General features: G+C 62.1%; 12 protein-coding genes. 9 read left to right on the top strand and 3 right to left on the bottom strand.

Going from position 1 to position 13000, the window contains the following annotated elements; all coding sequences use genetic code 11:
- Positions 1-45 precede the first annotated feature (45 nt).
- The 6 genes from NKH99_RS10815 (at position 46) to NKH99_RS10790 (ending at position 5853) form a co-directional block, all read left to right on the top strand.
- Positions 46-1152 (top strand): polyamine ABC transporter substrate-binding protein, encoded by a 1107-nt coding sequence (locus NKH99_RS10815; protein ID WP_353014011.1) that lies wholly within the window; start codon positions 46-48, stop codon positions 1150-1152.
- Between the two features lie 13 nt (positions 1153-1165).
- Positions 1166-2008 carry an ABC transporter permease gene (locus NKH99_RS10810; RefSeq protein ID WP_352472776.1) on the top strand — a complete coding sequence of 281 codons (843 nt, stop codon included), beginning with the start codon at positions 1166-1168 and terminating at the stop codon, positions 2006-2008.
- A gap of 2 nt (positions 2009-2010) precedes the next feature.
- On the top strand, positions 2011-2793 hold the full coding sequence (locus NKH99_RS10805; RefSeq protein ID WP_352451075.1) for an ABC transporter permease: 783 nt from the start codon (positions 2011-2013) through the stop codon (positions 2791-2793).
- Positions 2790-3854: an ABC transporter ATP-binding protein gene (locus NKH99_RS10800; protein WP_353014009.1), complete on the top strand. Its 1065-nt coding sequence runs from the start codon at positions 2790-2792 to the stop codon at positions 3852-3854. Before NKH99_RS10805 ends, NKH99_RS10800 begins: the two co-directional genes overlap by 4 nt.
- A gap of 2 nt (positions 3855-3856) precedes the next feature.
- Complete coding sequence (locus NKH99_RS10795; RefSeq protein WP_353014007.1) at positions 3857-4618, top strand: MBL fold metallo-hydrolase; 762 nt, start codon at positions 3857-3859, stop codon at positions 4616-4618.
- Positions 4619-5079: 461 nt separating this feature from the next.
- Positions 5080-5853, top strand: a complete 774-nt coding sequence (locus NKH99_RS10790) for an NAD kinase (RefSeq protein ID WP_023679915.1) — start codon at positions 5080-5082, stop codon at positions 5851-5853.
- A gap of 81 nt (positions 5854-5934) precedes the next feature.
- On the opposite strand, the gene NKH99_RS10785 is transcribed toward NKH99_RS10790, so the two are convergent.
- Positions 5935-6588: an outer membrane protein gene (locus tag NKH99_RS10785; protein WP_352451078.1), complete on the bottom strand. Its 654-nt coding sequence runs from the start codon at positions 6586-6588 to the stop codon at positions 5935-5937.
- A 347-nt stretch (positions 6589-6935) separates the two neighbouring features.
- On the opposite strand from NKH99_RS10785, the gene NKH99_RS10780 reads away from it, so the two are divergent.
- On the top strand, positions 6936-8531 hold the full coding sequence (locus tag NKH99_RS10780; protein WP_352451079.1) for a DEAD/DEAH box helicase: 1596 nt from the start codon (positions 6936-6938) through the stop codon (positions 8529-8531).
- Between the two features lie 81 nt (positions 8532-8612).
- On the opposite strand, the gene NKH99_RS10775 is transcribed toward NKH99_RS10780, so the two are convergent.
- Positions 8613-10625, bottom strand: coding sequence for a BTAD domain-containing putative transcriptional regulator (locus tag NKH99_RS10775; RefSeq protein ID WP_353014005.1), 2013 nt, complete (start codon positions 10623-10625; stop codon positions 8613-8615).
- A gap of 175 nt (positions 10626-10800) precedes the next feature.
- Between NKH99_RS10775 and NKH99_RS10770 the strand changes: the two genes are divergently transcribed.
- Positions 10801-11043, top strand: a complete 243-nt coding sequence (locus tag NKH99_RS10770; RefSeq protein ID WP_353014185.1) for a YjiS-like domain-containing protein — start codon at positions 10801-10803, stop codon at positions 11041-11043.
- Positions 11044-11070: 27 nt separating this feature from the next.
- Here the strand turns inward: NKH99_RS10770 and NKH99_RS10765 are convergent, their stop codons facing one another.
- Positions 11071-11964: a LysR family transcriptional regulator gene (locus tag NKH99_RS10765; RefSeq protein ID WP_353014003.1), complete on the bottom strand. Its 894-nt coding sequence runs from the start codon at positions 11962-11964 to the stop codon at positions 11071-11073.
- 127 nt (positions 11965-12091) lie between these two features.
- On the opposite strand from NKH99_RS10765, the gene NKH99_RS10760 reads away from it, so the two are divergent.
- The gene (locus tag NKH99_RS10760; RefSeq protein ID WP_352835937.1) at positions 12092-12976 is read left to right on the top strand and encodes an NmrA/HSCARG family protein; all 885 of its coding nucleotides are present in this window, start codon (positions 12092-12094) and stop codon (positions 12974-12976) included.
- Positions 12977-13000: the final 24 nt, after the last annotated feature.

The following is a 13000-nucleotide window of genomic DNA, read 5'->3' as shown; positions in this document are numbered from 1 at the left end:
GTTCAATTTTTTCCTACAAGCCAAAAAGGCAAGGGAGAACACTCGATGTCCGTCAATCCAAAGACCCCCAATCCAACCGTCAGGAATCCTCTTTCCGTTCTGAAGAGCCATCTCCAAGGCGCCTGTGCCGCGGCAGCACTGCTGCTGGCGGCGGGCAGCCTCGCTCAGGCGCAGGATCTCAACGCACTGATCTGGTGCGATCACGCCGATCCGGCGCTGCTGCAGCCGTTCGAGGAGGCCAACGGCGTCAAGGTCAATGTCAAGGAGTTCGAAGGCACCGGCGCCGGCCTGGCGATCGTCGATCAATCACAGCCCGGCGATTGGGACGTGATGGTGATCGACAGCATCGACGTGCCACGCGGCGTCGAAAAAGGCCTGTTCGAGCCACTGCCGGAAGACAAGCTGCCGCTGGCCGACCTGTTTCCGCAGGTGAAGATGGATAGCTCCACCGTCGTCGACGGCAAGCGCTACGGCATCACCGAAAAGTTCGGCTACAACACGATCGGCTACAACAAGACCAAGGTCGATCCGGCCGACATGCAGTCGCTTGCCGCGCTGACCGGCGATAAGTACAAGGGCAAGATCGCCATCTACGATTATTACCTGCCGGTCATCGGCATGGCCGCACTGGCGATCGGCAAAAAGACCGCCGACCTGACCGAAGCCGACCTTCCCGCCATCAAGGAAGAGCTGCTCAAAATGAAGGCCAACGCAAAGCTGGTCGGCGAAGTGACCGCCAGCCAGACGGCGCTGGCGACCGGCGAGGTCGACATTCTGGTCGGCGGCGGCGAATGGGTGACGGCGGGGCTGGCCAAGGAAAACCCTGCCCTCGACTTCTCGATCCCGAAAGAAGGCGCCGTGCTGTGGTCGCAGTCGCTGGCAATGTTCAAGGATTCCAAGAACAAGGAGCTGGCGCTTAAATTCATCCAGTACATTATGAGCCCCGAAGGCCAGGCGCGGCTCGCCACCTCGTCCTGCTATTGGGGCATGCCGGCCAACAGCAAGGCGGCGTTGAGCGACGAGCAGAAGAAGATCCTGCGCTTCGACGAGCAGCCGGAATTCCTCGCCCGCGCCCAGTCCTATCCTGCGCCGAACGCCGAACTCGACAAGAAGATGCAGGACGTCTGGACCGAAATGCTGCAGGCGCAATGACCGGCTGCCGGTCGTGAACGCCGTCAACAGTGGGCGTGCCCTGCCCTGGGCGCTGGTCACGCCGGCGCTCGGCTGGACGCTGCTGTTCTTCGTGCTGCCCTTCGTCGCCATGGCGGTATCCAGCCTGACGGCACATGAAGGCGGCGGCTTCACGCTGTCCAACTACAGCCAGTTCTTTGCCAATCCGTCCTACTGGCAGGCGATGGTGAACTCGCTGCAGGTCACAGCGATCGTCACCGTGATCTCCGTGCTGCTCGCCTATCCTTTTGCCTGGATCCTGGCCGAGCAGGTGCCGGAGCGCTGGCAGCGGCTGGCGCTGATGCTGGCAGTGCTGCCGTTCTGGACCTCCTATGTCGTGCGCTCCTATTCGTGGCTGCTGGTGCTGGCGCAGAACGGCGTCGTCAACCATGCGTTGACCGGCTCCGGCCTGTTCAGCGAACCGCTGCAGCTCGCCAATACGCGGCTGGCCACCGTCATCGGCTTCGTGCATTTCTTCGTCATGCTGTTGACGCTGACGATCTTCGCCAATCTGAAGCAGCTCAGCCCCAGCTATCGCAAGGCCGCCGCCGACCTCGGCGCCGGGCCGGTTCGGACTTTCCTGCATGTCGTTCTGCCGCTGACGCTCCCCGGTATCATGGTCGGCGCCTTCCTCACCTTCGTGCTGTGCATCGGCGACTACATCACGCCGCAGATCCTCGGCGGCAACAACGAGCTTTTGATGCCGCAGCTCGTCATGATGCAGATCGGCCGGCGCGGCGACTTTCCGCTCGCTTCGGCGTTGTCGATCATCCTGATGGCGGTGGTCACCATTGCCTATCTCGCCTGCTCCCGCTGGCTGAAGATCGAGCGGGCCTGACCATGCGCGCGCTCATCCGCCTCGTCTCCGGCCTTTACGCCATCGCAATCTACGGCTTCATCTTTCTACCGGTCATCGTTCTGGTGCTGTTTTCGCTGCAGGCGACGTCGTTTCCGATCCCGCCCTTCACCGGACCGTCGCTGCGCTGGTACGAGGCCGTGCTCGCCGACACGCGGCTGACTTCGGCTCTGGTCAATTCGCTGCTGGTGGCGGTCGTCTCCTCGGCTGCCGCCGTCACGTTGGGCTTTCTCTCCGCCTGGGGTTTTGCGCGCTTCGCTTTGCCGGGCTCGGGCCTGATGCGCGGGCTGATCACCTTGCCACTGACCGTCAGCTATCTCATCATCGGCATGGGGCTGCTGGTGCTGTTCAACTGGGCCGGCGTGCCGAAGTCGCTCATTGCCGCCGGCATCGGCCACGTCGTGATCAACCTGCCGCTCTGCTTTGCCATCGTCTACAGCCAGATGGGCGACCACCAGATCAACATCGAGCGCGCCGCGCGCGACCTCGGCGCGCCCGAATGGAAGGTGCTGCTGCTGATCACCGTGCCTGTCATGGCACCGGCGATCTTCGCCGGTTTCTTTCTGTCGATGACCTTCTCCTGGGACGAATTCGTCATCTCGTTCCTGTTGACGCGCTTCGATACGACGCTGCCGGTCGAGATCTGGAACCTGCTGCGCTCCGGCCTCAATCCCAAGACCAACGCCGTCGGCTCGCTGGTCTTCGCCGTCTCCATCGTGCTGGTGGTATTGTTCGAGCTGATGCTGTTGCGGAGGAAGCCGGCTTGAGTGCGCCACTGGTCGATATAAGCTCCGTCTCGCATCGCTTCGGCCAGCATACCGTGCTGAAGAACGTCTCGCTGACGATCGAGCCTGGCAGCTACACGATCCTGCTCGGCCCGTCCGGCTCCGGCAAGACGACGCTTTTGTCCATCCTCGGCGGCTTCGTCACGCCGAGCGAAGGCAAGGTGCTGATCCGCGGCGAGGACTGCACCGCCGTGCCGCCGGCGAAGCGGCCGACGACGACCGTGTTCCAGGATTATGCGCTGTTCCCGCATATGAGCGTCGGCAGCAATGTCGGCTTCGGGCTGCGCATGCGGGGTGTCGATGGCGCAACCCGGGCAGCAAGGGCACGCGAGGCGCTGGCGCTGGTTGGGTTGGCCACTGCCTTCGACAAGAAGCCGCATCAGCTTTCCGGCGGTCAGCGGCAGCGCGTGGCGCTGGCGCGCGCCCTGGTGGTCGAGCCGGCGGTGCTCCTGCTCGACGAGCCGCTCGGCGCGCTCGACCTGAAATTGCGCCGGCAGATGCAGGATGAATTGAAGGCGATCCAGAAACGCGTCGGCACCGCCTTCATCCACGTCACTCACGATCAGGAAGAGGCGATGGCGCTGGCCGATCATTGCGTGGTGATGAATGACGGGCGCATCGAGGACGAAGGACCGCCCGAGCGCGTTTATGCACGGCCAGCGACGCGCTTTTCCGCGACTTTCATGGGCGAAAGCACGCTGATATCGGGAACGGTGACCGAGGCGAAGGGCGGCAAAGTCGCCGTCACCACGAAGCTTGGGTCGCTCTCTTTGCCCGGCACATTGCCGGCCGGCTCGACCGTTGCGCTGGCCGTCCGGCCGGAGCATCTTGTTCTCGGCGCTGCCGGCGGTGCTGTGGCGCTCGGTACGGCCAAGGTCAGCGACGTCGTCTTCCAGGGCAGCTTCAAGCGTGTGCTGGGGACCTCCACGACCGACCCGGCGCTGCACTTCATCGCCAAGGTCGCGGCAGCATCGGCCGTCCAGCCGGGCGACGTTGTCGCGGTATCGTGCGATGCTGGCGACATCATCCTGCTTGCGGACTGAACATGAGCACGCTTCCAATCATCGACGCTCCTGACTGGTACGAAACTATCCGCATGGGCGATGGCGTGACGCTGATCCACGAGCCGTGGATCAAGCCGTTCTTCCGCTGCAACATCTGGCATGTGCGCGGCCGCGACCGCGATCTTCTGTTCGATACCGGCCTCGGCCATTTCAGCCTGCGCCGCCACGTGCCGCTGGTCACGGAGCGCAAGCTCACCTGCGTGGCCAGCCACACGCATTTCGATCATATCGGCTGCCATCACGAATTTCCCGACCGCTGCGTGCACCCGGCCGAGGCCGAAATCCTCGCCGATCCACGCAACGAATGGACGGTTGCCGACCGCTATGCCACTGACGCGATGTTCGACGGCATGCCGCAAGGTTGGGACACCAAGCGCTACCAGATCCTGCCCGCACCAGCCGGCCGGTTGCTCGAGCAAGGCGACATCGTCGATCTCGGCGACCGTGCCTTCGAGGTCATCCACACGCCCGGCCATTCACCCGGCGGCATCGCGCTCTACGAAAACAGGACGGGCATCCTGTTTTCCGGCGACATCATCTATGACGGCCCGCTGATCGACGACGTCTATCACTCCGATATCGACGATTATGTCGAAACGCTGCTGCGCATGCGCGATCTCGATGTCTCGGTCGTGCACGGCGGCCATTTCCCGAGCTTCGGCAAAGTCCGCTATCGCCAGCTTGTCGACGAGTACCTCGCGCAAAAGCGCCAGGCCGGCTGCCATCTGTTGCAAGCCCGATAAGCACTGGCGCTGTGGCGTCAAAGCGCCCTTTGCGGACAGGGTGTCCCCGCCGCGTCGCCGCAGCGTGAGGCCGTGGGCTCGGGTCTAAAGCTCTTTTCCTCCGACTGGCGCACCAGTTCCGCAAAAGCCAGGGCAAAACTTGCCAGCATCAGGAAGACAATAATCAAGCGTGCCAGCGGCAATAGATCGGCCTCGACTGGTTAGCCCCCACGCCGCCCGTCCGCTGCCGGCTAACATGATCGATATGGCTTTACGAGAGTTTAAGGCGAGTCTTAACCATCACATCATTTTGTCCTCCGACATGATGCGCGAGTGCGGCTTGTTTGGTCGCCATCTCCAGGCACCTCCCTCCCTTTGCAGAAATGCCCACCCATGCTAACCCGGCGCTGGCGCGGCCCAGCAACCGGTCGCCGCCAATCGGTCGCCAGACGGTCGTCGCCAATCGGTTGTCGTTGAGAGCCATGAGCAAAACCGCCAGCCGTTTCGCCTTCGTCTCATCCGGTACAGCCGACGCCAATGCAGCGCTGGAAAGCCTCTCTGCGCGTTACGGCCAGGCCTCCGTCGAAGAAGCCGGGATCGTCGTGGCGCTCGGCGGCGACGGCTTTCTGCTGCAGACCCTGCGTGAGACGATGAGCACGGGAAAGAAGGTCTACGGCATGAACCGTGGCACCATCGGTTTTCTGATGAACGAATACCGCGCCAGCGGCTTGACCGGGCGCATCGCGGCGGCCGTTGCCGAAACGATCCGTCCGCTGGAGATGCAGGCGGTGACGGCCGAAGGCGAGACGATTTCGGCGCTCGCGATCAACGAGGTCGCGCTTTGGCGCCAGTCGTACCAGACGGCCAAGATCCGCATCACCGTGGATGGGCAAGAGCGGCTGGAGGAATTGCACTGCGACGGCGTGATGATTGCGACGCCGGCCGGCTCGACCGCATATAATCTGTCGGCGCACGGGCCGATCCTGCCGCTCGACGCTCCGCTGCTGGCGCTGACCCCGGTCAGCCCGTTTCGTCCGCGCCGCTGGCGCGGCGCGCTGCTCTCCAACAAGGCGATCGTGCGTTTCGACATTCTGGAGCCGGAAAAGCGGCCGGTGAATGCCGCCGCCGACCACACCGAGGTTAAGGCGGTGACGACGGTCACGGTGAGGGAATCGCCGACGGCAACGGCGACGCTGCTGTTCGATCCCAACCATTCGTGGAACGAGCGCATTCTCGCCGAACAGTTCAGGTATTGAACAGACCGTGCAAATAAAAACCCGGCACGAGGCCGGGTTCCTATTTGACAACACAAGTGTTGCGGCGGCCGATCGTTGCGATCAGAACTTGTAATTCAAGCCGATGACTCCGGTGTGTATGCGGACCTTTGCTTCGACATTCAGGCCGGTGTCGACTGTATAATCGCTCTTGCCCAGATCGAAATATTTGTATTCGCCCTTGAGCGACCAGTGATCGGTAAAGGCATATTCCAGGCCCGCGCCCAGGGTCCAGCCTGCTCTGGTTTTCGAGGTGCCGTTGGTCCCGATCGGACCGCTTGTGCTAATCTCAACCCTGCCGAAGCCGAGACCGCCGGTACCGTAGATCAGCAGCCTATCCATCGCATAGCCAATTCGGCCACGCAGCGATCCGAGCATCTTTACATCGGAATCGCAAGAGAAGGTGGGGTTCGGACAGTCCGTGCCGCCATCGATATGGGCGGCCGAGATGTCCGCCTCGACGCCATAGACTATATTTCCGCTCTGGAAATTGTAACCGGCCTGGACGCCGCCCAGGGCGCCGCTGCCATCATGATCAGCCGTCCCGCCACCAGTATATTCCCAGTCTACTTTGCTGCTGCCACCGCCGACATGTGCGCCTAGATAGAGGCCCGTCCAGTTATACGTTGATGCGACCGGCAACTCCACGACATCGGCCGCGATCGCCGGAGTCAAGGCCGCTGCCAGAAACGCAGCGGAGAGAAAAGCTTTCTTCATAATGTGGCCCCCCTAGCCAAGAAAATGGATGAATCGTTTGTGGCTAGTTTTCTGAGTTATTTCAAATCTCAAATGATACTTTGGCGTGTGGTCAGAATGAATGCACCCTGGCGTTGCTGATCTGCAACACCTGCGCTGATGCGAGAATGTCGCCTTGCTGAACAGCGGGCCATCGACGAGCGGTAACCATCGCGATTAAGCTTACGGCTTCACAATCGCACCAATGCCGCCCGTTTGTGTTGACAAATCGTGGGCTTGCGCCTACCTGCAATACCAATCTTGCAGGCGCGCGGCGCTTGCCGCGACTGCATATGTTGCGCCCCCGAACCAGCCAAAGACAGCCAAACTTGTCCTCAGACACCCAGATCGCTCAAGAAGCGTTGACCTTCGCAGACCTCGGCCTGTCGCCGAAGGTCCTTTCCGCAGTTACCGATGCCGGCTACACCGAGCCGACGCCGATCCAGGCTGGTGCTATCCCGCACGCCTTGCTCGGCAAGGACGTGCTGGGCATTGCCCAGACCGGCACCGGCAAGACGGCGTCCTTCGTCCTGCCGATGCTCACCCGGCTGGAAAAGGGCCGCGCCCGCGCGCGCATGCCGCGCACGCTGATCCTCGAGCCGACGCGCGAGCTCGCCGCGCAGGTCGAGGAAAACTTCGTCAAATACGGCAAGAACCACAAGCTCAACATCGCACTGCTGATCGGCGGCGTGTCCTTCGACGAGCAGGACAAGAAGCTCGAGCGCGGCGCCGATGTGCTGATCGCGACGCCGGGCCGCCTGCTCGACCATCGCGAGCGCGGCAAGCTCCTGCTCAACGGCGTCGAGATCCTCGTCATCGACGAGGCCGATCGCATGCTCGACATGGGCTTCATCCCCGACATCGAGCGTATCTGCGAGATGATTCCGTTCACGAGGCAGACGCTGTTCTTCTCGGCGACGATGCCGCCGGAAATCACCAAGCTCACCGAGAAATTCCTGCACGCACCGGTGCGCGTCGAAGTGTCGAAGGCAGCATCGGCCGCCACCAACATCATCCAGCGGCTGGTGAAATCCGGCCCGAAACCCTGGGACAAGCGCGAGACGCTGCGCAATCTGATGAAAGCCGAGGATGCCGAGCTGAAGAACGCCATCATCTTCTGCAACCGCAAGATCGAGGTATCGGAGCTGTTCCGCTCGCTGCTGAAATATGACTTCGATGCCGGCGCCCTGCACGGCGACATGGACCAGCGCGCGCGCATGCAGATGCTGGCCAATTTCCGTGACGGCAAGCTGCGCTACCTCGTTGCTTCGGATGTCGCGGCGCGTGGCCTCGACATTCCCGATGTCAGCCATGTCTTCAATTACGACGTGCCGATCCACGCGGAGGATTACGTCCACCGCATCGGCCGTACCGGCCGCGCCGGGCGCTCGGGCAAATCCTTCACCATCGCGACCAAGTCGGACACCAAATACATCGACGCCATCGAGCGGCTGATCGGCACGAAGATCGAGTGGCATGACGGCGATTTGTCGACGGTCGTTGCCAGCGAAGGCGGCGAGGATGAGGCCCCGCGCCGTGGCCGCGGTGCGCCACGCCGTGCCGGCCGCAAGGACGACGCCAAGGACAGGGGCGAGCGCAAACCGCGTGAACGCCACGCCAAGCGCAGCGAAGAAGCAGCGCCAGAAGCAGTTAGCGAGGAACAGCCGGTCGTGGCCGAAGCCACCGTCGCCGACATCGACGAGCGGCGTACCCGCAAAGAGGCGATCCGCTCGGAAAACAGCGAGCGCCAGGCTTCACCTGAACGCAAGGCTTCGCCCGATCGCAACGAACGGCGCGCGCCGGAACGGGGCGACACCAGGCCGCAGCGCGAGCGCCCTGCCCGCCAGCGCCAGGAAGACAATGACGCGACCGTCGGCTTCGGCGACGACATGCCGGCCTTCATGCGGATCGTCGCCAAGGTCTGATGCTGCAGGGCTTGCGCGTCGCGCCGACGCGCGAAGCACCGAAAGCTGCATAAGACGGCCTCGCTTCGCGCTGATACTGCGTTAGTCCGGCAGGCCCGCCTTGCGAAGGCCTTCGATATATCTGCTGCGATCGTCCGGTCGATAAAACGGCGGCAGCACCTCGGCGAGATTCGAAAGCCGCAGCGAGGGGTCGAACTCGCAAAGCCGGGCCATCATTTGCTGCGCTTCCGTTAGGCGCCCCGCAAGGGCATGACCCGCCGCCACTACACGCATCGCGCTCACGTAGTTCGGCTGGTGCCGCAGCGACTTTCCCGCCCAAGCGACGGCGTCATCGTAGTGGCCTGCACAAAAATGAGCGAGCCCGGTGTTGAACTGCCAAGCGAACAGGCGTGGATCCAATGGGCTTAGGCGCATGGCAAGCGCGGCGTGCTCGATGGCCTTGCCTGGCTCGCCCAAGCAAGCCCTCACCCAGCTGCTGACGCCCAAAGCAGCGGCCAAGTTAGGGTTGAGAGCGAGCGCGCGATCGATGCAAGCCGCACTATCATCAAGGTCGCCGCCTACGTAGCCGAGGACGTATCCACCGTAGGAAAGCGCAATTGCATCGTCCCTTCCGAGTTCGACCGCTCTCCTGGCCAGTCGAGTAGCTTCGGCAATCTCTTCTGCACGGTCGACCATCCAGCCGTTGCTTTTTCGGGTAGCGTAGCACCGCGCCGCCCGCGCATGGGCTATCGCGAACTCCGGGTCACGGTCGATCGCCTTCATGAAGAGGCGCAAGGCGTCGTCAATCGCCGATCTACTAGTGATCGTTCGGTCAAAGGCCGCCAGCCCGCGGAGATAGTAGTCATAAGCATCGAGGCTTTCTGTCGGTTTGCGTTTGGCACGCTCGATCTCAGCCTCCTCCATTTTCGGCGTGATTGCGCCGACAATGCTCGAGGCGACCTGGTCCTGCAGATCGAAGACTTCGGCGAGCGTTCCGTCAAAACGGTCGGCCCAGAGATAGGCCCCCGTCGAGGTGTCGATGAGCTGCCCGGCGATGCGCAGGCGGTCGCCCGCCCGGCGAACACTTCCCTCGACCACATAGCGCACGCCCAGCTCACGCCCGACCTGCTTTATGTCTACGGACCGTCCCCTGTAGGTGAAGCTCGAATTCCGTGCGACCACGAACAGGTGACGAAAGTGAGCCAAGGCGGTGACAATGTCTTCCACCATGCCGTCGGCGAAATATTCCTGCTCGACATCACCGCCTAGATTCTGAAACGGCAGCACCGCAATCGACGGCTGGTCGTCGCGCCTCGTCGGGGCCGCCAGAACCTGCGCCAGTGATGCGGCGCCAGAGCTTGGCTCCGGCCGCTGACGTTCAGTTCTTTCACGAGACTGCAGGGAAGCCGCAATTGAGCTTGTCTGCTCCTCTGGGTCCGCATTCAGATGTTTTTTTAATGCTGCCCGACACAGCTCGAACTGGCGCAAGGCCGCGTTTTCGTGACCTCGATGAGCGTGGATGCGGATCAGCGCCCGATGGGCTGCCTCCGCCGTCGGATCCGAGGCGAGCAATCTCTCCGCGAGCCCTTCGCAGGCCGTCTCTTCCGCTGAGCCGGGTGCGGGCAGCGCCAGGCTCAGCCGATCGACCAACTGCAGCGCCTTGCGCTGATACTTACTCAGAAAGGGTCCAAACCACTCGTCCAGTTCGTCAGGAATCGTTTGCCCGGCAAGCAGCTCACCGCGATAGAGATCCGCAGCGAAGGCGAGATCGGTGGTCCGGCCCTCCTCCAGCTTCCGGTCGAACACCGAGATGTCCGCCTCATCCGGACCGGCAATCAGCGCAACGGTTTCCTGATCCCCATCGATGTAGACGGTGGCATCCGAGCTGGCGGGGAACGTGCGCCTGATGTCGACCAGCGCTTGCCGCAGACTATTGCGGGCCTGCCCATTGCTTCGCCCCGGCCAGAAGACTTCGGAAAGCTGCTCGCGACGATGGCCGCGGCGGCCTGCGAGAACCAGAGCAGCAAAAAGAAGCGAAGTCTTGCGTGTGGCGAACCGGACAGGCCGATGCTCCGGGGAAGTAACCTCCAGGCCACCAAGCAACCGGATGCGCACAAATCGTCTCCAGACTTTGACCGCAGCGACAGAATAGCATCTCGGTGGATTGATTTAACACCGATTTAACGGAGGATCGTCGGACTTCTCCCAGTTGTTCACGCACAGCCGAACAGCCCGAAAACGCCTGCGTGGCACGCTCCCATCCGCAAACTGGAAATGGGAGACCAAAACAATGGCTCACACGGAACCTCGCGCCGCCCGCAGCATGTCCAAACGCTTGCTTGGGTCTAGCCTGAAAGGCGCAGCAATGATGATCGCTGCCTTCACGCGATGGCGGCGGACCGTCGCGAGACGCAGGGCACTGGCAGATTTGACGACCGATCAGCTGAAGGACATCGGTCATTCGGAGGTCCATCAACCCGCACTCGACGCCGCCAAGGCAGTTCTGATCACGAACTTGATGTCGATGAGGTAAGATCGGCGCTCAAAATGGTTTTGCGCCCTAAAGATTCTTGAGTTCCAGGCGGGATGCCAGCAGGTCCAGAAAAGCACGGACTTTGGCCGAGGATAATCTGCCTTCCGGCCACACGGCGTGTATCGGCACCGGCACTGGCTCGAATTCGGTCAGAACCAGTTCCAGGCGGCCGTCGTCCACCAGGTGTTTTACCTGCCAAAGCGGCGAGTAGCCCAGACCCAATCCGTGAACCGCGGCTGCATAGATGGATATCATCAAATTCGACCGGAAAGTGCCCGCGACCTTCACCGGCCGGGGCTTGCCTTCAATCTGAAACATCCATTCGCCTGGGCGGCCGTCGACGGTTCGTACGATGCATTCATGCTCACGCAATTCGAGCGGATGGGCCGGTCGGCCGTGTTGCTGGAAGTAGGCAGGTGCGCCGAACACCACGCGTCGCAGCGCGCCCAGGCGCTTCGCACGTAAATTGGAATCCGGCAAATTGCCGATTCGGACAGCCAAATCGAGGCGCTCGGCATCGAGATCGACAAATTCATCGGAAAGCTGGAGGTCAACCTCGACCCGGGGATATGTCCGCATATAATCGGCGATGACCGGCACGAGGAAGTCCGGGCCGAACAGAACCGGGGCACTCACACGCAGGATGCCCGACGGCTCGGATCGTCGGTTGGCCGCTTGAAGCCTGGCTTCGTTAATTTCCTCGACGGCGGGTTTGATGCGCTGGAAAAAGGCCGCTCCGGCTTCGCTCGGCGTCGAGCGGCGTGTCGTCCTGTGCAGAAGCTCGACCCCGATTGATTCCTCCAATGTCGCCAGGGACCGGCTGACCGACTGCAGTGAGCGGTTCAGCCGGCGTGCGGCAGCCGTCAGACTGCCATGCTCGACAATGGCAATGAAGGCTTCGAAATCATCTATCCGGCTCATCGCTCATCGCTCCTTTCTACCGAAAATCGGGAGAACCTATCGCAAAATCGATCAATTGTAACGAAGTTCGCTAGATTTTATCTTCCCTGCACAGGCCGAAAGGCAGACTCGAAGGAAGGAGATCGTCATGCGAACACCCAGTCCAACGGTCCTGGTCGTAGGCGCCGCAGGCCGCGTTGCCGGTTTGGTGGTGCCTGAACTCGTCCGCCGCAATGCCAGGGTTCGAGCGCTTGTTCGTGACGCCGCGAGTGCCGAAAAAGCCCGGAAAGGCGGCGCATCCGAGATCGCGATCGGAGATCTGCGCAACCATCGGAGCCTTGAGCAGGCCGTGAAAGGTGTCGACGGTGTCTTTCACATCGGACCGGCCTTTGCTCCCGACGAAGCCGCCATGGGGGTTGCCATGGTTGAGGCGGCGGCGCGAGCAGGCGTTCGAAAGTTCGTCTTTTCGTCGGTGATCCAGCCGACCAATACGAGGCTGGAAAACCATGCAAGCAAGGTACCCGTTGAAGCTGCCCTCTATTCGACGAACATGGAATACACCATTCTGCACCCGGCCAATTTCATGCAAAATATCGCGCCGGCCTGGCCGTCCGTCGTCGAGCACGGCGTTTTCGCCGAGCCGTTTCCAAGGACGGCGAAGCTCGCCCGCGTCGACTATCGCGATGTGGCTGAAGTGGCGGCAATCGCACTGACCGAAGCGCGTTTGTCCTATGCGACCCTCGAGCTGTGCGCCGACGGTATGCACAGCCGCGAAGAGGTCGTCGCCATGATGAGCGAAGCGCTTGGCCGGCCGGTTTCGGCGGGCGAGCCGACATTTCAGGACTGGGCGGCGAAGGCCCGCCTTCCCTATACCGACCGGCAGTTGCAGATGCTGGCCAAAGTACACAGCCACTACGCCAAATACGGCCTCGGCGGGAACAGCCTGACGTTGCGTGCCGTGCTTGGCCGCGAGCCGCGTTCGCTGCGAAGCTTCATTCAGGAATTGGCGCTGCAGACGGCATATGCCGCCTGATCGTCCTCACAATAACGCCTACGC

The organism is Mesorhizobium sp. M0854 (assembly GCF_040319815.1).
GTDB lineage: Bacteria > Pseudomonadota > Alphaproteobacteria > Rhizobiales > Rhizobiaceae > Mesorhizobium.
The sequence above is the reverse complement of the archived record's forward strand: the minus strand, read 5'-3'. Positions and strand labels throughout refer to the sequence as shown.

What these genes read in the sequence shown, in the direction of transcription:
- NKH99_RS10815 (WP_353014011.1), top strand. Translation starts at nt 46, where the DNA reads ATGTCCGTCAATCCAAAGACCCCCAATCCAACCGTCAGGAATCCTCTT.
- NKH99_RS10805 (WP_352451075.1), top strand. Translation starts at nt 2,011, where the DNA reads ATGCGCGCGCTCATCCGCCTCGTCTCCGGCCTTTACGCCATCGCAATC.
- NKH99_RS10795 (WP_353014007.1), top strand. Translation starts at nt 3,857, where the DNA reads ATGAGCACGCTTCCAATCATCGACGCTCCTGACTGGTACGAAACTATC.
- NKH99_RS10790 (WP_023679915.1), top strand. Translation starts at nt 5,080, where the DNA reads ATGAGCAAAACCGCCAGCCGTTTCGCCTTCGTCTCATCCGGTACAGCC.
- NKH99_RS10785 (WP_352451078.1), bottom strand. Translation starts at nt 6,588, where the DNA reads ATGAAGAAAGCTTTTCTCTCCGCTGCGTTTCTGGCAGCGGCCTTGACT.
- NKH99_RS10770 (WP_353014185.1), top strand. Translation starts at nt 10,801, where the DNA reads ATGGCTCACACGGAACCTCGCGCCGCCCGCAGCATGTCCAAACGCTTG.
- NKH99_RS10765 (WP_353014003.1), bottom strand. Translation starts at nt 11,964, where the DNA reads ATGAGCCGGATAGATGATTTCGAAGCCTTCATTGCCATTGTCGAGCAT.
- NKH99_RS10760 (WP_352835937.1), top strand. Translation starts at nt 12,092, where the DNA reads ATGCGAACACCCAGTCCAACGGTCCTGGTCGTAGGCGCCGCAGGCCGC.